Below are 20,130 nucleotides of genomic sequence, written 5' to 3'. Positions count from 1 at the left end.
CTGTTTACTATATAAAAAGTATTATGGCTAGAAATAATGATAAAAATACAGTACAGAGGTTCAACCAGATCTCTATAGGTTTAGCTTCTCCAGAGTCTATCCTTGCGGAATCTCGCGGCGAAGTTCTTAAGCCTGAAACGATCAATTACCGTACGCACAAACCAGAGCGTGACGGATTGTTCTGTGAGCGTATTTTTGGTCCTGTAAAGGATTATGAGTGTGCCTGCGGAAAATATAAGAGAATTCGTTACAAAGGGATTGTTTGTGACCGTTGTGGTGTAGAAGTTACCGAGAAGAAGGTGCGTAGAGACCGTGTTGGTCATATTAACCTTGTAGTACCTGTAGCTCATATCTGGTATTTCCGTTCTTTACCTAACAAAATTGGTTATTTGTTGGGACTTCCTTCTAAGAAACTTGACATGATCATCTACTACGAAAGATATGTAGTGATCCAGGCAGGTAATGCGAAGAATGAAGAAGGAGAACCATTGAAGAAAATGGATTTCTTGACGGAAGAAGAATATCTAAATATTTTAGATGAACTTCCTCAGGAAAATCAATATTTAGACGACAGCGACCCAAATAAGTTTATCGCTAAAATGGGAGCTGAATGTCTAATCGAAATTCTTAAGAGAATAGATCTTGATGAACTTTCTTATGAATTAAGACATAAAGCTAATAACGAAACTTCCAAGCAACGTAAAACGGAGGCTCTTAAGAGACTTCAGGTGGTGGAAGCACTTCGTGATGCAAATAAAAATCGTGAAAACAATCCAGAATGGATGATCATGAAGGTAGTACCGGTTATTCCACCGGAACTTAGACCTTTGGTGCCTCTTGATGGTGGTCGTTTCGCTACTTCAGATTTGAACGATCTTTACCGTCGTGTAATTATTCGTAACAACCGTCTGAAAAGATTAATGGAGATTAAAGCTCCTGAGGTGATTCTTAGAAATGAGAAACGTATGCTTCAGGAATCTGTAGATTCATTATTCGATAATACAAGAAAATCATCAGCAGTAAAAACTGATTCTAACCGTCCGCTTAAATCACTTTCAGATTCATTGAAAGGGAAACAAGGGCGTTTCCGTCAGAACCTGCTTGGTAAGCGTGTGGATTATTCAGCACGTTCGGTAATCGTTGTAGGACCGGAACTAAAAATGTTCGAATGTGGTCTTCCCAAGAATATGGCAGCGGAACTTTACAAGCCTTTTATTATTAGAAAACTGATAGAAAGAGGGATCGTAAAAACAGTGAAGTCTGCTAAGAAGATTATCGATAAGAAAGAACCTGTAGTTTGGGATATATTGGAAAATGTGTTGAAAGGGCATCCGGTATTATTGAACCGTGCTCCTACACTTCACCGTCTGGGAATCCAGGCATTCCAGCCTAAACTTATTGAAGGTAAGGCAATTCAGCTTCACCCACTTGCGTGTACTGCATTCAATGCCGATTTTGATGGTGACCAGATGGCAGTTCATTTACCACTTGGGCCGGAAGCTATTCTAGAAGCACAGTTATTAATGCTTGCTTCTCATAATATTTTGAACCCTGCAAACGGTTCTCCTATTACTGTACCTTCTCAGGATATGGTACTTGGTCTTTATTATATGACCAAGCACAAGAAAACTACTAAAGATGAGACAGTAATTGGTGAAGGACTTACTTTTTATTCTGCGGAAGAGCTTGTAATAGCTTACAACCAGAAGAGAGTAGATCTTAACGCAGGAATCAAGATTAGAACTAAAGATTACAACGAAGAAGGTGAATTGGTTTATATGATCAAGGATACCACGGTTGGTAGAGTTTTATTTAATGAAGCTGTACCTGAAAAAGCCGGGTATATCAATGAGGTATTAACTAAGAAATCCCTTCGTGAGATTATTGGTAAGATTCTTAAAATTACAAGTGTACCTGAAACTTCAGAATTCCTTGATGAGATTAAAGGTCTTGGATATGGATTTGCATTCCGTGGTGGACTTTCCTTCAGCTTAGGTGATATTATCATCCCTGAAGAGAAACAATCTATGATCGATGAAGCTAATGAGCAGGTTGAAGGTATCATTGGTAACTATAACATGGGTCTTATTACCAATAACGAACGTTATAACCAGGTAATTGACATCTGGACTTCTACGAACGCAGGTCTTACAGATCTGGCTATGAAGCGAATTCGTGAAGACAAGCAAGGATTCAACTCAGTATATATGATGCTTGATTCTGGTGCTCGTGGTTCGAAAGAACAGATTCGTCAGTTAACCGGTATGCGTGGATTGATGGCTAAGCCGAAGAAATCTAACTCTGGTGGAGGTGAAATTATTGAAAACCCGATTCTTTCTAACTTTAAAGAAGGACTTTCAATTCTTGAATACTTTATCTCAACTCACGGTGCTCGTAAAGGTCTTGCCGATACCGCACTTAAAACTGCCGATGCTGGTTACTTAACCCGTCGTCTGGTAGATGTTTCTCAGGATGTGATCGTAAATGAAGATGACTGTGGAACATTGAGAGGAGTGGAAGTGAAGCCACTTAAAAAGAATGAAGAAATTGTAGAATCATTAGGAGAGAGAATCCTTGGACGTATTTCTCTAAATGATGTGGTAAATCCATCAACACAAGAACATATTGTTGCTACAAATGAAGAAATAACTGAAGAGATCGTTGCTAAGATCGAAGCTGCGCCAATCGAGAGTGTTGAAGTACGTTCACCACTTACTTGTGAGGCGAAGAAAGGGATCTGTATCAAGTGTTACGGTAGAAACCTTGCAACCAACAAAATTGTTCAAACAGGTGAAGCTGTTGGGGTTGTTGCTGCACAGTCTATTGGAGAACCTGGTACACAGCTTACACTACGTACGTTCCACGTGGGTGGTATTGCAGGTAACATCTCTGAAGATAATAAACTTGAAGCTAAGTTTGCTGGTGTTGCAGAGATCGAAGATCTAAAAGTTGTTAAAGGTGAAGCCCCTGATGGTGGAACTGCAGACATCGTGATCTCTCGTACCGCTGAACTTAAGATCAAGGATAAGAAAACAGGAGTTGTATTAAGTAACAACAATATTCCTTACGGTTCTCAGATCAATATTAACGATGGAGCAACAGTGAAGGAAGGTGAAGTAATCTGTACTTGGGATCCATATAACGGTGTAATTATTTCTGAATTTGCCGGTAAGATCAAGTATGAGAATGTAGAACAGGGTGTTACTTATCAGGTTGAGATCGATGAGCAGACAGGATTCCAGGAAAAAGTAATTTCTGAATCCCGTAACAAGAAATTGATCCCAACGCTTCATATCCTAGGGAAGAAAGACGAAGTAATTCGTTCTTATAACCTTCCGGTAGGTGCTCACCTTATGGTGGACAACGAAGAGAAAATTGGAGTTGGTAAGATTTTGGTTAAGATTCCACGTAAATCTTCTAAAGCAGGGGATATTACAGGAGGTCTTCCAAGGGTAACCGAGCTTTTCGAAGCACGTAACCCATCTAACCCGGCTGTTGTATCTGAGATTGACGGTGTGGTATCTTTTGGTAAGATTAAAAGAGGTAACCGTGAGATCATCGTTGAGTCTAAACTTGGTGAGGTTAAGAAGTATCTTGTTAAATTATCTAACCAGATCCTTGTTCAGGAGAATGACTACGTGAGAGCTGGAATGCCACTTTCTGATGGTTCTATCACTCCGGAAGATATCTTGAATATCAAAGGGCCAAATGCTGTACAACAGTATCTTGTGAACGAAGTTCAGGAGGTATATAGACTACAGGGTGTGAAGATTAACGATAAGCACTTTGAGGTTGTGGTAAGACAGATGATGCGTAAGGTAAGAATCGTAGATCCGGGAGATACTATTTTCCTTGAAAATCAACTTGTACATAAAGCTGATTTCATCGAAGAGAATAACAAGTTATTCGGAATGAAAGTTATCGAAGACGCGGGTGATTCTGAAAAACTGAAGGCAGGACAAATTATCACTCCAAGAGATCTTAGAGACGAAAACTCTATTCTTAGAAGAGAAGATAAGAATCTTGCAACTGCCAGAGACGTAATCACGGCAACGGCTAATCCGGTACTTCAGGGTATTACCAGAGCTTCACTTCAAACTAAGTCCTTTATCTCTGCTGCTTCCTTCCAGGAAACAACGAAGGTATTGAACGAGGCTGCAGTAAGCGGTAAGATTGATTATCTTGAAGGATTGAAGGAAAATGTAATTGTAGGACACAGAATTCCTGCAGGTACAGGTATGAGAAAATACGATAGCATTATTGTTGGTTCTAAAGAAGAATTTGACCAGATGCTTGAGAAGAAACAGGAAGTTAATTATAACTAATTCCTGATAATAATTAAGAAAAGGCTCCGCTAACAGTGGGGCCTTTTTTTATTTATAACGATATTTGAAATATGAAGGATTATTTTAAAGAACTGCTGGAATATTCGCATTATTACAATCTGGAGATCATTAAAAAATTTAATGATGGTGATTTGGAGTTTATGATACCAGAAAGAGCAATCAAACTTTTATCTCATATCTTGAATGCACAAAATATCTGGAATAATCGAGTGATGGAGAAAGAGGATAAAGTGAATGTGTGGCAGAATTATGAAGTAGATAAAATGAAGTCCATAGAAATTAAAAATTTTAAAGAAACTCTGGATATTTTAGAAAATGAAGATCTTGACAGAATTGTAAAGTATAAGAATTCTAAAGGAGAGCGTTATCAAAATTCTTTAAGAGATATTATTTTTCATGTGGTTAACCATTCTACTTATCATCGAGGACAGATCGCCACCGAATTTAGAAAAGAGGGGATTGATCCAATAGTTTCAGATTTTGTGTATTATAAACTAGATAATTAAGCATTTCAAAATAAATATTAAATTGAAGAAAATTTAAATTATGGAAGAAGATAAAAAGAATAAAAACCAGAAAGGAAAGATCAATATAGAACTTGATGATGCTATTGCTGAAGGAACCTATTCAAATCTGGCGATCATTAATCATTCGGTTTCAGAATTTGTAGTGGATTTTGTGAATATCATGCCGGGAAGACCTAAAAGTAAAGTGAAATCAAGAGTTATCCTGACTCCGCAACATGCTAAGAGATTGCTGAAAGCTTTAGGAGATAACATTAATAAATTTGAAAAGGCACATGGCGAGATCAAAGATTATGATAAAGCACCGTTGCCTTTAAATTTTGGACCTACAGGACAGGCTTAATTTAGTACGCTATTAGCAGTAACAATTGGCAGTTTATTACAAACTTAATAGTAAAAAAGAGATTTCTCGCTTTGCTCGAAATGACGTTTAATAATGAGTGTCATTTTGAAGGAGAGAAGCGACTGAGAAATCTCTTTTTTTGTTCGGTTTAATTCCTGAAATTCAATTATCAGGGAGTATATTTCTTAAAATAGATCTTCGCCGCCTTCATCACTCTTGGCGCCATGATTAATGTTGAGATCATTGTTGGGATTGCCATAAGTGCAAAAAATCCGTCAATCAAATTCAGTATAAAACTTAAAGATGTTGTTGCTCCAACGATAATACTTAATACGTAGACATAATTGTAATACTTCTTGTTTTTTGCTCCAAGTAGGAATGAAAGGCATTTTGTTCCGTAGTAAGAATAAGAAAATAGCGAGGAAATGCTAAATGCCAGAATACAAAGTAATAATACATAATTTCCAACATACGGAATTCCCTGATCAAATGCTGCGGCGGTAAGGCTTACTCCGTTTACATCTGTACTTTGCCAAACTCCTGTTACTAAAATAGCCATTGCCGTGAGTGTACAAACCACTAAGGTATCAATTGCAGGACCCAGCATTGCAATAAGCCCTTCCCTGATGGGTTCTGAAGTCTTGCTCGCTCCGTGAGCCATGGTGGCCGTTCCTATACCGGCTTCGTTAGAAAATGCACCACGACGTATCCCTAATAGAATAAGTCCGCCTAAAACACCTCCTAAAAGAGGATCTCCTTTATAATTATTTGCAGCAAATGCATCGGTAAAGATCATTCCGAAATAGTGAAACACGACATCATAATTTACAAAAAGGATTACCAGTACTGAAACAAAGTATAACACAACCATAGCCGGTACCAGCTTTGAAACCGTTTTACTAATTCTGTCCAAACCTCCAATAATAACTACCGTGGTGATTAGGGTTAAAATAATTCCAATTATAAGGCTGGTAGTAAAGCCTGTTTCAATATTATTAGGTTCTAAAAGAATATAATTAATCGCCTGTGTAAGCTGATTCACATTAAAAACAGGTAAAGCTCCTACAAGTCCGGCAATGGCAAAAAAAGCAGCTAAAGGTTTCCATTTCTTACCAAGTCCTTCAACAATAAAATACATAACGCCTCCCTGTATTTTGCCTTCGGTATCTTTTCCGCGGTACATTACCGCTAAACTATTCGTAAAGAATTTTGTAGCCATTCCAACTACGGCGCTAACCCATAACCAGAATATCGCTCCAGGTCCACCTACTGCAATAGCCACCGCAACACCAGCTATATTCCCCATCCCAACCGTGGAGGATAGCGCGGTAGATAAAGCCTGAAAATGATTGATATCACCCGGGTCATCAGGGTTATTATACTTTCCACGGAGAACTTCTACGGAATGACCTAAATATCTGAACGGTAAAAATCGGGAATATATAAGAAGAAAAATTCCACCTCCAATAAGCAGGATCACTAACGGAATCCCCCATACAAGAGAAGCAAAATCAGCAATAAATTCATCAATTTGGGACATAGAGTTACTTTGTTTCGAAAATAGTAAATTTTATGGGTGTATCTATCTTTTTCGAAATGCTCTTTTGAAACATCATTCAAATACAATGTATTACTGAATTTGTTTCAGTATCTCTGGAGACTCTGAAACAAGTTCAGGGTGACGAACTCTTTATTTAAAAGACTTTAAAACTCTGAAGTAAAATGGAATTTAATAGATGGATATTTTTGCTGGGTCATTTGTAAGGAAAACTGGGAATCTGCAAAAAACACCAGTTGGCCATGTTTATCTTTTGCCAGAAATTTCGACTTTACTCTTTTAAAGTCTTTGAATTCGTCGCTTTTTTCATCTTCAGCTTCAATCCAGGTTGCTTTATGAACATTTAGGTTTTCATAAGTACATTTTGCACCATATTCATGTTCCAAACGATATTGGATTACCTCGAACTGAAGTGCACCAACAGTACCTATCACTTTTCTTCCGTTCATTTCAAGAACGAATAATTGCGCAACTCCTTCATCCATCAACTGATCAATCCCTTTTTCCAATTGCTTGGATTTCATGGGGTCTGCATTGTTGATATATCGAAAGTGTTCGGGTGAGAAACTAGGGATTCCCTTGTAAGCCAGATTTTCTCCTTCAGTAAGAGTATCTCCGATTTTAAAATTTCCAGTGTCATGTAAACCAACAATATCTCCCGGATATGAAACGTCTACGATCTCTTTCTTTTCAGCAAAAAATGCATTCGGAGAAGAGAACTTCATGTTCTTATTATTTCTAACGTGCAGGTAGTTCTTGTTTCTTTCAAATTTCCCTGATACAATTTTTATAAATGCAAGTCGGTCACGATGTTTAGGATCCATATTCGCGTGGATCTTGAATACAAAACCGGTAAATTCTTTTTCATCCGGCTTCACCAGCCTGGAATCACTTTCTTTAGGTCTTGGTGGTGGAGCGATCTTAATAAAACAATCCAGTAGTTCTCTAACTCCAAAATTATTTAAGGCCGAACCAAAGAATACTGGCTGTAACCTCCCGTCTAAATAAGCATCCCTATCAAATTCTGGATAAACACCTTGGGCAAGTTCTAATTCCTCTCTAAGTGTATCTGCAGCAGTATCACCTATCAATCCATCAAGTTCCTCTGATTTAAGGTCACTAATTTCTACAGTTTCCTCAATATCTTTTCTTGGATCACCGGTGAACAGATTCACGTTCTTTTCCCAGATATTGTAAATTCCTTTAAAATCATAACCCATTCCAATTGGGAAACTTAAAGGAGTTACGGTTAAGTTTAATTTTTGCTCAATTTCATCCAGCAGCTCGAAAGCATCTTTACCTTCACGGTCAAGTTTATTGATGAATACGATCATCGGGATGTTTCGCATTCTACAAACCTCTACCAGTTTTTCAGTTTGTTCCTCCACACCTTTTGCGACATCAATAACAACGATAACGCTATCTACAGCGGTAAGGGTTCTAAAAGTATCTTCAGCAAAATCCCTGTGACCGGGAGTATCCAGAATATTTATCTTAATATCTCTATATTCAAAAGCAAGTACAGAAGTCGCTACAGAAATTCCTCTCTGGCGTTCAATTTCCATAAAGTCACTGGTAGCACCTTTTTTGATCTTATTAGATTTTACGGCTCCCGCTTCCTGGATCGCACCACCAAAAAGTAATAACTTTTCAGTAAGAGTGGTTTTACCGGCATCGGGGTGGGAAATGATCCCAAATGTTCTTCTTTTATTGATCTCTTTCTGATAATGCTTCATGCCTGCTGATATTGGAGCGGCAAAAATACCATTATTTTGATGAAATTTTGTTTATCTGGACACGCCTTTTTATCGATGCAATACATCTCTTAAACCATTAATTATTAACTTTAATGAGTATATGCGGTTTTTGATAGATATTTGATTTAATTCCTGTAAGAAATGAAGGTCTTTGCCCTACAAAACCTAAGACATGCGGTCTTATTATTTGCTGTAAATCTTATTTTCAGCTTCTCATTATTTTCTCAGTCTAATACTGAAATTATAGCAAAAGGTTCCTATGCTATAAATTTAGGAATTACTCCCCAAACACATGCCAATGCTTTAAAACCTTATGGTTTTATACACGAGCTTCTATCGGATTATCCGGTGGAAATAAAATGGATAATTAACTCAAAAAAAAGTAAAGATGGAATCGATTTTAGTCTAATGGGCGAAGATTTTAGATCGGGTTCTTTTGTGATTCCTGTTTCCTATATTACAGAAGAAGTACAACAGAGTATACAAAGCTGGGAGCAAAGAGGCATTATTGGTAGTTACTTGAATGAGGATAAAGCGCTTCCTGTCTTTACAAACCTTTCAGTAGCTCCAAAATGGACATTAGATAAACAGAATGGTAGTATTGCCCTGGTTTATTTCAAAGCCGCAGGAATTCCTGGTTCTGCACATGGTGGTTATAATTCCAGTAATTGGAAATCGCCGGATGAATTAGGGATTTGTGATGATATATTTGTGATGCCTCATGCCGAACCTAAATTTGAAACTCACAAAAATTTATATTTCTGGAATAGAAAATATAAAGGCGCGATCTGGGCAGGTTGCCATGCCGGAAGCCAGCTTGAAAATCTTTATGGATCGGTTCCTGAAGGTGATAAAAGTAAACTAATTCAACTCAATTTCTTATCGGCTGGGATGCCCGGGGCAAGAACATCGGGCCTTATTCCATATTACGAACACAGGTTTGCAACGCCCCCTTATTTGCATCAATTTCCATCAGATCCTGTTGCTCAATATCTCGGCAGGAACGACAACGCAATGATTAATGGTTCCGAACGTATTTTATATCCAAAAAAGGCAAATGCCTGGAGGGAGGGAGCAAAAATGATTGTCATAGATCCTTCAGCACCAGATGTTCCATCGCTGTCCAATGGGCCAGGTGCTGTAATAGTTTACGGTAATGGATTTGATAATCCTGAAAACGGTTTAGTGATGTATCAGGTTTCTCATGATTTCTCGGGCAATGATCCTGAAAATGTTGCCGCTATAAGAGCTTTTTTTAACTGGAGTTTTTACGCAGCGGAAGTCAAGCGGAAGGAAAATTTTATTCGGTTTCAAAATGATAAAGGTGATAAAATTTTTGCAGCCAGAGTAGGGGATGATCTGGCGAAAATGCTCGATTTAGACCCTATTTTATTTGATTTGGATAAAGCTGAAATCGAATCAAAAGCTGCCAGACAGTTAGATCATATTGCAGCATATATGCAGGAATACCCTGAATTACTTATTGATATTAGATCACATACAGATAGCAGGGCAGATGATAAATATAATATAAAATTATCTCAAAACCGGGTAGCGGTTACCAGGCAGTATTTAGTAAATATGGGGGTAGATGGAAATCGTATATCGGGACGAGGTTATGGTGAAACCGAACTGGTTAATAATTGCAGAAATAAGATTCCCTGTCCAGAGGATGCTCATGCAATAAATCGTCGTTCAGAATTTATTTTGTCTATAAACTGCGATCTTTATACTGGTAACTTAAAACTTTAGGAATTGCTTAATCAGCTTCTTTGTGATAAAAAATTCCGTTTTTGTACATTTGAACTTCAATAAAAAAAATGGCAAAAGAAAAAGTAATTTTAGTTAACGAAAAGGACGAGCAGATTGGTCTAATGGAGAAGATAGAAGCGCATGAAAAGGCATTGCTTCACAGGGCTTTTTCGGTATTCGTTTTTAATAACAAAAATGAACTGATGATACAACAAAGGGCGCTCACGAAATACCATTCTCCGGGATTATGGACAAATACCTGTTGTAGTCATCAAAGAGAAGGTGAATCTAATATTGATGCCGGTAAAAGAAGACTTCACGAAGAAATGGGATTTTCTACAGATCTTAAAGATACCATCTCTTTTATTTATAAAGCACCTTTTGATAATGGTTTAACCGAGCATGAGTTTGATCATATTCTTGTGGGGAATTTTGAAGAAAAACCGAACCTTAATCCAGATGAAGTTGCCGCCTGGAAATGGGTTACTTTAGAAGATCTGGAAGTAGATATGAAGAAAAATCCTCATATTTATACCGAATGGTTCAAGATTATTTTTGATAAATATTATTCACATATTCAACAATGAGAATAACCGTACACAGAAAGGCCCATTTTAATGCAGCTCATCGCCTTTACAGGAAAGATTGGGATGATGAGCGAAATTTTGGGGTTTTCGGAAAATGTAGTAATCCACATTATCACGGGCATAACTACGAACTTATAGTTTCGGTAACTGGTGAGCCAGACCCTGAAACGGGCTTTGTAATGGATCTAAAGATCTTAAAAGAGCTTATCTATTTGGAAGTGGAGGAGGCTTTTGACCATAAAAATCTTAATGTTGAAGTTCCGGAGTTTGAAGATCTGATTCCTACCGCCGAGCATATTGCCGTAGTAATATGGAATAAACTTCGTACAAGAATTCAGGAAGATCATGATTTGAAGGTGACGTTATATGAAACACCAAGAAATTTTGTGAGCTATAAAGGAGAATAATATGAAGATTGGCGATGAGGTTCCAGATTTAGAATTAAAGAATCAAAATGGTGAAAAATTTCGATTTTCAGAATTGAAAGGAAAAAAAGCCTTTGTGGTTTATTTCTATCCAAAAGATTTTACACCGGGTTGTACTAAAGAGGCCTGCAGTTTTAGAGATAGTTACGAGGACTTTAAAGAACTTGGAGCTGAGGTTATTGGAATTAGTGGTGATTCTTCAAAATCACATTCTAAATTTATTGATAGATATAAATTACCCTATATTTTTCTATCTGATAAAGATAAAAAAGCAAGGAATGTTTTTGGCGTGAAGCCCAGTTTATTAGGGTTGCTGCCGGGAAGGGAAACCTTTGTCTTTGATAAAAACGGAAAATTACTTCACAGGTTTAATAGTATGAGTGCAGGCAGGCATATGCCTGAAGCTTTAGCGGTATTGAAAAAAAATCAGAATTAAAACTTATTTAATCTATTTTCGTTTCGAAAAATAGTTTAAATTCGCAGCCGAAATTTATTGATAATGGCGAGTAAAAGACTACTTAAAAAAGACGTGAATTATGTAATGGGAGACATCATCGATGCTGCTTACATTCACCAAATGGCTAATCCAAAAGAAGACCCGGCGAAATCTGAGTCGATCGTTGATGAGGCTATAAAAGAATATGATGAATTGATCACTAAGATCAACCGTCGTGATGTTGAAAATAAACAAAAACATTTTAAGGAAGTTCAGGCTGACTTGGAGACTAAAGCAAATGCTTTGATCGAAAAACTGAACGCACTTTAATCTAATAAGTTGCCGATGTAGCTCAGCTGGCTAGAGCAGCTGATTTGTAATCAGCAGGTCGTGGGTTCGAGTCCCTCCATCGGCTCTTAATAGAAACCTTTCTTCGGAAAGGTTTTTTTGTGGAATTTAAATTGGGATGAGAAGCCTGTCCAGAGTGTAGCGTTAGCGAAATCGAAGGGAGTCCCTCTATTGTTTTTAAAAAAAATGCTGCGGTCTCGGTTATCGCCAGTTGGCGGAGTAGGGGACGTGGATTTATCGGCTTAGTTGTTTTTATGATTGATCTCTAAAAAAAAATAACTTTCAGAAGACTACCGGTAATTGCGATGAACCGTTTTCGTGTGGAGTTTTACTATAAACGTCTTTTTATATCCATTCTTTCGTGGAGAATTCTAATGATTTCTACGGTTTGATTTTCATCTTTTCTGTAAAAAATCAAATGTGATTTTATTTTTGTTACTCGATAATTTTTTCGCGTTTGTTCGGCTGATTTACCTGTCAAAAAATTATCTGCTATAAAATGAATTTCTTCAATTATTAAATTGTAATATCTGTCTGCTTGTACCTTAGACCATTTTTTAAAAGTGTAAATCCAAATTTTATCTAAATCTTCAAGTGCCTTTTGACTTATTCGATATTTATCGTTACTCATAAGTGTTGCCGGTGCAATTCTTTTAAGTGTTCTTTAGAATCGAAATCTTCAACAAATCCACTTTGTTCTCCTGCTTCTAGAGCTTTAATAAGCTCTTTTTCTTTTCTTTCTTCACTTTCTAATAACCTTAAAGCAGAACGAATTATTTCACTTACAGAGTTATATCTTCCAGATTTTAATTCTTCATTAATAAACTCTTCAAAATGATTTCCAAGTGATATAGAGGTGTTTTTTCCCATATTTGAGTGTTTATTCAAATATACCAAAGTTTGGTAACGAGACCAAAAATTAAATTTTCATACGACTCCTTACAAAGAAACTTTTTTAATTAAGTATGCAGATCATACTGCTATTCTGTTGTACTTAGTTCATATTCATCTCGCTTTTCTCTCGCTTTTTTTATACTCCTGTTAAGCAATATACTCACGATTAAGGCTATTAAAATCAATCCGGTAAAAACATAGAATACTGGAATATAACTGCCTGTTCGTGTATAGATTTGAGAGACGAGCGTAGGGCCTATTAATCCGCCTAAAGACCAGGTGGTAAGCAGATAGCCATGAATAGCCCCCAGCTCTTTTGTTCCGAAGAGATCGCCAATAAACGCCGGAAGATTAGAAAACCCACCGCCATAACAGCTTACTACCAGAAATATTAGTAGTTGAAAGATAATAGTGCTAACTGTTAGAGGGAGCGCGATAAATGCAATTAATTGTATAACGAAGAAAATTATAAAGACTTTAGGTCTGGAAATATAATCTGAAGCTGCAGCCCAGCCAAGTCTTCCACCACCATTAAAAATGCCCATTAGACCAACCATGGTTGCTGCCGCACCCGCTGAAAGTCCAGCGATGTTCTGAGCCATAGGAGATGCGACAGAAATCATCATTATCCCTGCACTGGTATTAATAAGCATCATGACCCATAACATCCAGAAATGTCTGGTCTTTACTGCCTGGGCTCCGGTTGCCTGTCTTAGGTCTTTTTTTATTTTTTGTGTTCCTGCATCAACGGCTGCTTTCATACCTGCAGGTAACCATTCTTTAGGAGGTGGAGCAATATAAGAGGCTCCCAGCATCATCATTATAAAATAAGAGGCTCCCAGAATATAAAAAGTATAACTTATTCCAATCGATTCGATTAAGCTAGCCGCAACCGGAGCTGTCACTAAAGCTCCTGTTCCAAAACCTAATACGGCCATACCGGTAGCTAGACCACGTTTATCGGGAAACCATTTTACTAGCGTTGAGACTGGTGAAATGTATCCAATGCCCAATCCAAGTCCGCTTAAAAGTCCATAAGAGAGAAGAAAGAGTGTTAGTGAATCCATAGAAATAGCGAAGCCTGAACCAGCCTGGCCTACACTAAATAATACTGCAGCCAGCATGGCTGATTTCCTGGGGCCACTTTTTTCGACAAATCTCCCGAAGAGGGCGGCGGAGCCACCTCCTAAAACCATCATAATAGTAAAGGCGGTAGTTACCGAGGCTACAGACCAGCCTTTTGCTTCTACCAATGGTTGTGTGTAAACACTATAAGCATAGGCTGCGCCAATCGAGACATGAATGGCTATAGCTGACGCGGCAATTAGCCAGCGGTTTTTTTCTGAATTCATCACTTATGATTTTGCAAAATGATCTATTGATCAAAATTTAGGATAAACAGCGACAATAATAAGGTTTTATTAACAGAAAATTAAATTGACTAATGCTTTACTTGGATATTTTTTTGTTTATCCGCAAAGTATCGAAAAAAAAAATTGCGTCATTCAGAACTTGTTTCAGAATTTCATAAGTTTAAGAATCAATATGGTAGCTTAAGACCCTGAAGTAAATTCAGGGTGACGAAAATACTATAGGATAAAATCAGATATGGATATTGGTTCAACTTATGCAAATAATGCAATCACTAACTGATGCAATAGATTGGTAAGAACTTATTATAACAAAAGAGAGGAACCGTTTGGCTCCTCTCTTCAATATATCTTATAAAAAAATATTAATTTTCTTCCGTCGACTGCGCTTCTACTTTTGCTTCCAGCTTTTCTTCTTTTCGACGTTCTTTTAGAAAGCTCTTAAGTTCCTTTCCGTATTTAGATTTCTTTACTTTTGGAGCTAAAGAATTATAGATGGTATCCAGGTATTTGATATTCGCATCAAAAACTTCAGAAAGCGCCAAATAAGGTGCAATTTCGTGATTTTTATTATTGATCGCGAAATTTACTGTATATAGATACTTTCTCTTCAGCAGACCATCATACTTCTTATCGATTTCCATCAATTTATCTTCATCCTGAGACTTTTCAGCTTCAAAACTAGCCTTGATCAAATCCAGGTTCTGATCATTGAATCTACTAATCATTTTACGATATTCCACCAGTTTTTCCTGGTTTACCGAACCAACAATTTTAGCGCTGGTTTCAAATTTTTCAAGCTTTGTATTAATGCTAATTTCACCTTTGTCAGCAAAAAAATCTATGCGATCATCATAGGTGTTGTTGTCTACTTTTTCAAGATATAGATACATGATCTGAGGACTCTCAATGTAAGTTTCCATAGAGAACATAGGGTCGCCATCAACAATTACTGAATCTATATTTACTAAAGAAGTATCATCGATCTTTTGCAAGTATAAAGTCCCTTTCTTAAGGCCCTTAATTTCCCCACTAACAATGAGATTGCTTTCTTTTTCGGAGCAGGAGGTAAAACTGATCAGAATAACTAAAAGAAGAGCTAATTTTTTCATTTTTTGAATTCAGATTTTAAAAAGTGCAAATATCTTATATTTTTCTGTCTATTGCTAACTGCCGGCAGCTATTTGCATTAAAATTGTACACAGGATCGCACCATAAGTTCCAACCACATAACCAAAGACTGCTAACAGTACTCCTACCGTGGCTAATGAAGGGTGAAACGCCGCGGCAACTACTGGAGCTGAAGCTGCACCACCTACATTTGCCTGACTTCCTACTGCAAGGAAGAAGAAAGGAGCCTTGATGATTTTTGCTGTAGTAATTAGAACAATGACATGGATGAGTATCCAAACTAATCCTATGGCAATTAAACCAGGATTATCCATAATCATGGTTAGATCCATTTTCATACCAATGGTAGCAACCAGTATATAAATAAAAATACTTCCAATTTTACTTGCTCCGGCGCCCTCATATTTTTTCATTTTAGTAAATGATAAGAGTATTCCAATAGCCGTTGCAATAGTGATCATCCAGAAAAACTGGGAGGAAAATGAGGAAAGTGCACTTTTGGAATCATTGAAAACATCAAAAGTTGCAAGCAGGTATTCAGAAATATTATCAGCTCCCCAATGTGCGATTCCAACAGCCCCGAAAGCAAGTGCCAGCATAATCATAAAATCCGGCAATTCAGGAACCCTGGTGACACTTTTTGCATAGTCACTAACTTTAACTTTAAGATCTTCAATAGCAGAATTATCGGCTTTAAGCCATTTATCAATTTTATCGTTTTTACCAATTCCCATTAGTATTATGGCCATCCAGAGATTGGCTACTACGATATCTACCAATACCATTCCTCCGTACAGATCGGGATTGTATTCATAAATTTCGAGCATGGCCGCCTGGTTGGCTCCTCCACCAATCCAACTGCCTGCAATGGTTGAAAGTCCTCTCCAAATAGCATCGGGACCTACCCCGCCAACGGTTTCAGGAGAAATGGCTGAAATAATTAAAACAGCAATAGGTCCGCCAAGAACGATTCCCAGGGTTCCGGCGAAAAACATTATTAAAGCTTTAGGACCGAGGTTGAAAATGGCTTTTAGATCTATACTTAGTGTCATAAGCACCAGGGCTGCTGGTAAAAGATATCTACTGGCAACGAAATAGAGTTGAGATGTATTGTCGTCTATTAGACCAAGTGAATTGAGAATTGCCGGGATGAGGTAGCACATTAAAAGTGCTGGAACAACTTTATAAAATTTACTCCAGAATCCTTCTTTTTTAGAAGAGGTATAAAAAACAAATCCAAGAGCAAGCATTAGTAAACCAAAGACGATGGCGTCATTAGTAAACACGGTAGTAGTTTCCATATAATTTAGAATAGATTGGCCGGCAAAATACAATTTTTATTGTACCTAAAGGGTGGAGATATTTAACTTATATTTTTAGTAATTCCATAATACTTTTTGCAACCCCGTCTTCCTTGCCCGGAGTGGTGACCATATGGGCTATTTCTAATACCTCAGGTTTAGCATTACCAACAGCAATCCCCATTCCCACACCCCGAATCATCTCCACATCGTTGTAGTTATCACCAAAAGCCATGCTTTGAGATAATGGGATTCTAAAATGATTATCTAATAAATGCTGAACCGCGGTTAATTTTGAAATTGCCTTCGGTGCTATTTCAATATAAGTAGGTTTAGAACGGTATAAGTGTAGTTCATCTTTGAAATTTTGTAGAAGAAAAGTCATGATAGCGTCAATTTTTTCTTCTTCTCCCATCGCCATAATCTTGTGAGCTCCTTTGCTTTCCTTTCGCCATTTGTTTATCACATTCTGGTTACTTTCAAACTCAGGTTGAACCCTGGTGTTATTGATCTCTCTTTGGGTCCAGAAATCATCTCTTGGTACATACCATTCGTCGTTATGAAAAAGACTGAGATGCACATTTTGATGCTCATTAAATTTATGTAGTTCTGTAAGGATTTCGATAGGAATTTCAGTAGAACTAACAACTTTACCGTCTACAATGATCAAACCTCCGTTGTAACTTATTATAGGAAGGTGCTCAATATCCATTTTCTTTTGAAGGTGTCTCATGGCAGCAGGCATCCTTGAAGAAATTAGAATAAAAGGAATGTCTGCTTTTGATAACTTTCTTATAGTTTCAATGGTGTATTCTGAAAGATCCCTTTCTGCATTAAGCAATGTACCATCGATATCTGAAAAAATAATTTTAAACATTAATCCTCGTTCTTTTTAGATTTAGGGTGTCTTTTTGACTCTTTTAAAGCTTTGTTTAGCATCCACTCGATCTGTCCATTGGTACTTCTAAATTCATCAGAAGCCCATTTCTCGATAGCTTTTAGCATATCTTCATCAACTCTTAAGGCGAATGCTTTTTTCTTGCCCATAATTTACTCAAGTTCTTTGATGAATTCTGTAATTACAGGAATTAATTCTGGATGTAACGGTAAACCAGGTTCGTTATAAGATTTGGTATTTACTAACCTATCTTTACTTGCTATCTCACGGAAAATATGGTTCATATTTTCAATAATCACCAATTTTGCATCCTGATTTCCTGATTTCAACATTTCAGCCTGATCAACTTCAACCTGTATGTCTTCAGATCCATTAATGATAAGCACCGGAATATCCAGTTTTTTAATTTCCTGGGAAGGGTCGTACTGCATCCAGCTATACATATAAGGCTGTACGCTGGGTTTGAAAATTGACTCTAGCATTGGATTGTAATTGGTCGTTTTTCCTTCTTCTCTTATTTCATCAAAAGCGACTCTGGCATTTTCTCCAAGTTGTGGGGCCATTTTATTTACCTGGTCCACAATAATACTATCTATAGGTTCTCCAGCTCCTGCTAGTGAAATAAAAGCATCTACAGTTTCTTTAGCTGCAAGCATGCCCACCAGAGAACCTTCACCATGTCCTGCTATAATAAGATTGTCAAATTTATCATGCTCTTTGAAATACTTCAGGATATTTTCCACATCTTTTGAGAAATCTTCAAATCTTAGATCTTCTTCTTTCGTTTTTAGCTCCTGTATTTTGAAGATTCTTTTATCAAATCTATAGGAGGCAATTCCGTTTACTGCAAGCTTGCGAGCCATCTTCTGAATGCCATCATTTTTCGCCATGGATTGATTCCCGTTTCGATCTGTGGGCCCTGATCCCTGGATGAAAATAACTATGCTTTCAGCTTCCTTATTTCGGGGAACAGTCAAGGTTCCTTCTATAACCGTGTTAATTTTTAGGTCTTCTTCCAGAAAATTTTCTTCCTGTGAGAATCCTGCCTGACTCATCACAATTAAAAGACCAAATATTAAGTACTTTTTCATGTTTATTGTAATTTTTCCTGATAACGCCTGATTACTTTTCTGGCATCTTCTGGCTTATTGGTTCCAATTAAAAACTTTTCATGCTTCTTTGTGATGATTTGAATCCCCATATTTCCGGAAACATTATATGCTTTTGCTGATCCTAATCCTCGGATGCCCCAACCTCCATACTCTGTTAAAGCTGAATATTTTCTAACATGACATTTGCTGATTTCATTCCATTTGTAATTCTTTCTGAAAAATGGAAAAGGTTCAAATCTGGCTGAAATACCTTTAGCATCGATTTTGGTGTGTAATTTCATATTCCAAAATAATCCACAAAATGCAATTATGAGGATGAAGCTTCCAATATCCCATATTTCAAAATTTGAATTACTAATTTCAAAATAGATTTTTATGGAAATTCCAATAACTGTGATTGCCAGGATCAATAGTATCCACCATTGTCTAAAAGCCTGGATTTCTTTAAATACACGCATTTTAGTGATTTAAAGTTCCGGCATTTACAACCGGGGTAGCATCTCTATCGCTACATAAAACAACCATTAAATTACTAACCATGGCAGCGCGACTTTCTCCGTCGAGATCTACCACTTGTTTTCTGCTTAGTTCGTCCAGAGCCATTTCAACCATACTCACAGCACCTTCCACAATTTTATGTCTCGCCGCTACGATGGCAGTAGCCTGTTGTCTTTTCAGCATCGCGCTGGCAATTTCATTGGCATATGCCAAATAACCAATTCTGGCTTCGAGAACTTCAATTCCTGCAATGTTAAGACGCTCTTCCAGTTCCTTTTCCAGGGCATCACTCACTTCATTAACGCTGGATCGCAAGGTAATATCTTCGTCCAGACCTTCGTCGGCAAAATTATCATAAGGGTAGAGACTGGCAAGTTTCCTTACAGCCGCATCTGTTTGAACCACCACGAAATTTTCAAAATTATCAACATCAAAGGAAGCTTTAAAGGTATCCATGACTCTCCAAACAAGAATGGTGCTAATCATAACCGGATTTCCCAATTTGTCATTAACCTTAAGCCTCTCACTATCGAAGTTTCGTGCTCTCAAAGAAATTTTCTTTTTGGTGTAGAAAGGATTTACCCAAAATAGTCCATTCTTTTTAACAGTTCCCTTATAGTCACCAAACAATAATAATACTCTGGATTCATTGGGGTTTACCAGGATTAAACCGGGAACTACAAAAAATGCCAGAAGAACTCCCAGTGCCCATATAGGGTTTCCGGTTGAAAATATTCCTATTATACTACCAATTAGGAGAAATAAAAAGAGAAAGAGCATTATGTAGCCGTTAAATGCCGTAATTGATTTTTCGTGTGTCATGATTGAAATATTGATATTAAAATGATAT

20 protein-coding genes and 1 tRNA gene are annotated in these 20,130 nt (G+C 37.3%); 9 read left to right on the top strand and 12 right to left on the bottom strand.

Features of this window, described 5'->3' with window-relative positions; genetic code table 11:
* Positions 1-23: 23 nt before the first annotated feature.
* The 3 genes from rpoC to GFO_RS11160 all read left to right on the top strand — a co-directional run bounded on the left by rpoC (position 24) and on the right by GFO_RS11160 (position 5,213).
* Positions 24-4,325, top strand: a complete 4,302-nt coding sequence (gene rpoC, locus GFO_RS11170; RefSeq protein ID WP_011710236.1) for a DNA-directed RNA polymerase subunit beta' — start codon at positions 24-26, stop codon at positions 4,323-4,325.
* 71 nt (positions 4,326-4,396) lie between these two features.
* Positions 4,397-4,852, top strand: coding sequence for a DinB family protein (locus GFO_RS11165; protein WP_011710235.1), 456 nt, complete (start codon positions 4,397-4,399; stop codon positions 4,850-4,852).
* A 40-nt stretch (positions 4,853-4,892) separates the two neighbouring features.
* The gene (locus GFO_RS11160) at positions 4,893-5,213 is read left to right on the top strand and encodes a DUF3467 domain-containing protein (RefSeq protein WP_011710234.1); all 321 of its coding nucleotides are present in this window, start codon (positions 4,893-4,895) and stop codon (positions 5,211-5,213) included.
* A 169-nt stretch (positions 5,214-5,382) separates the two neighbouring features.
* On the opposite strand, the gene GFO_RS11155 is transcribed toward GFO_RS11160, so the two are convergent.
* Together GFO_RS11155 and GFO_RS11150 are read right to left on the bottom strand one after the other, a co-directional pair.
* Positions 5,383-6,753: an alanine/glycine:cation symporter family protein gene (locus GFO_RS11155; RefSeq protein ID WP_011710233.1), complete on the bottom strand. Its 1,371-nt coding sequence runs from the start codon at positions 6,751-6,753 to the stop codon at positions 5,383-5,385.
* A 164-nt stretch (positions 6,754-6,917) separates the two neighbouring features.
* On the bottom strand, positions 6,918-8,507 hold the full coding sequence (locus GFO_RS11150; RefSeq protein ID WP_011710232.1) for a peptide chain release factor 3: 1,590 nt from the start codon (positions 8,505-8,507) through the stop codon (positions 6,918-6,920).
* Positions 8,508-8,669: 162 nt separating this feature from the next.
* Between GFO_RS11150 and GFO_RS11145 the strand changes: the two genes are divergently transcribed.
* The 6 genes from GFO_RS11145 to GFO_RS11120 all read left to right on the top strand — a co-directional run bounded on the left by GFO_RS11145 (position 8,670) and on the right by GFO_RS11120 (position 12,143).
* Positions 8,670-10,280 (top strand): OmpA family protein, encoded by a 1,611-nt coding sequence (locus GFO_RS11145; RefSeq protein ID WP_011710231.1) that lies wholly within the window; start codon positions 8,670-8,672, stop codon positions 10,278-10,280.
* A 68-nt stretch (positions 10,281-10,348) separates the two neighbouring features.
* Positions 10,349-10,867: an isopentenyl-diphosphate Delta-isomerase gene (gene idi / locus GFO_RS11140; RefSeq protein WP_011710230.1), complete on the top strand. Its 519-nt coding sequence runs from the start codon at positions 10,349-10,351 to the stop codon at positions 10,865-10,867.
* Positions 10,864-11,274, top strand: a complete 411-nt coding sequence (locus tag GFO_RS11135) for a 6-pyruvoyl trahydropterin synthase family protein (protein WP_011710229.1) — start codon at positions 10,864-10,866, stop codon at positions 11,272-11,274. The genes idi and GFO_RS11135 overlap by 4 nt, the downstream gene beginning before the upstream one ends.
* Position 11,275: 1 nt before the next feature.
* On the top strand, positions 11,276-11,728 hold the full coding sequence (locus GFO_RS11130) for a peroxiredoxin (RefSeq protein ID WP_011710228.1): 453 nt from the start codon (positions 11,276-11,278) through the stop codon (positions 11,726-11,728).
* A gap of 63 nt (positions 11,729-11,791) precedes the next feature.
* On the top strand, positions 11,792-12,058 hold the full coding sequence (locus GFO_RS11125; protein WP_011710227.1) for a hypothetical protein: 267 nt from the start codon (positions 11,792-11,794) through the stop codon (positions 12,056-12,058).
* Positions 12,059-12,069: 11 nt separating this feature from the next.
* A tRNA-Thr gene (locus GFO_RS11120) sits at positions 12,070-12,143 on the top strand.
* A gap of 264 nt (positions 12,144-12,407) precedes the next feature.
* Here the strand turns inward: GFO_RS11120 and GFO_RS11115 are convergent.
* The 10 genes from GFO_RS11115 to GFO_RS11075 form a co-directional block, all read right to left on the bottom strand.
* Complete coding sequence (locus GFO_RS11115; protein WP_011710226.1) at positions 12,408-12,707, bottom strand: type II toxin-antitoxin system RelE/ParE family toxin; 300 nt, start codon at positions 12,705-12,707, stop codon at positions 12,408-12,410.
* A complete protein-coding gene (locus GFO_RS11110; protein ID WP_011710225.1) occupies positions 12,704-12,946 on the bottom strand; it encodes a type II toxin-antitoxin system ParD family antitoxin in 243 nt (80 codons plus the stop codon). The genes GFO_RS11115 and GFO_RS11110 overlap by 4 nt, the downstream gene beginning before the upstream one ends.
* A gap of 110 nt (positions 12,947-13,056) precedes the next feature.
* A complete protein-coding gene (locus tag GFO_RS11105; RefSeq protein ID WP_011710224.1) occupies positions 13,057-14,322 on the bottom strand; it encodes an L-lactate MFS transporter in 1,266 nt (421 codons plus the stop codon).
* 383 nt (positions 14,323-14,705) lie between these two features.
* Positions 14,706-15,452 carry a DUF4369 domain-containing protein gene (locus GFO_RS11100; protein WP_011710223.1) on the bottom strand — a complete coding sequence of 249 codons (747 nt, stop codon included), beginning with the start codon at positions 15,450-15,452 and terminating at the stop codon, positions 14,706-14,708.
* A 54-nt stretch (positions 15,453-15,506) separates the two neighbouring features.
* Positions 15,507-16,772, bottom strand: coding sequence for a DUF819 family protein (locus GFO_RS11095; RefSeq protein WP_041250106.1), 1,266 nt, complete (start codon positions 16,770-16,772; stop codon positions 15,507-15,509).
* 67 nt (positions 16,773-16,839) lie between these two features.
* Entirely contained in the window at positions 16,840-17,649 is an 810-nt protein-coding gene (locus tag GFO_RS11090) for a Cof-type HAD-IIB family hydrolase (RefSeq protein ID WP_011710221.1), read from the bottom strand.
* A complete protein-coding gene (locus tag GFO_RS17550) occupies positions 17,649-17,819 on the bottom strand; it encodes a type II toxin-antitoxin system antitoxin (RefSeq protein WP_011710220.1) in 171 nt (56 codons plus the stop codon). The genes GFO_RS11090 and GFO_RS17550 overlap by 1 nt, the downstream gene beginning before the upstream one ends.
* A gap of 3 nt (positions 17,820-17,822) precedes the next feature.
* A complete protein-coding gene (locus tag GFO_RS11085; protein WP_011710219.1) occupies positions 17,823-18,761 on the bottom strand; it encodes an alpha/beta hydrolase family protein in 939 nt (312 codons plus the stop codon).
* A gap of 2 nt (positions 18,762-18,763) precedes the next feature.
* Entirely contained in the window at positions 18,764-19,240 is a 477-nt protein-coding gene (locus tag GFO_RS11080; protein ID WP_011710218.1) for a hypothetical protein, read from the bottom strand.
* 1 nt (position 19,241) lies between these two features.
* Positions 19,242-20,102 (bottom strand): SPFH domain-containing protein, encoded by an 861-nt coding sequence (locus GFO_RS11075; protein ID WP_011710217.1) that lies wholly within the window; start codon positions 20,100-20,102, stop codon positions 19,242-19,244.
* Between the last annotated feature and the right edge of the window lie 28 nt (positions 20,103-20,130).

This window comes from Christiangramia forsetii KT0803 (assembly GCF_000060345.1).
Taxonomy (GTDB): domain Bacteria; phylum Bacteroidota; class Bacteroidia; order Flavobacteriales; family Flavobacteriaceae; genus Christiangramia; species Christiangramia forsetii.
This window is presented reverse-complemented; position numbering and strand designations above follow the sequence as displayed.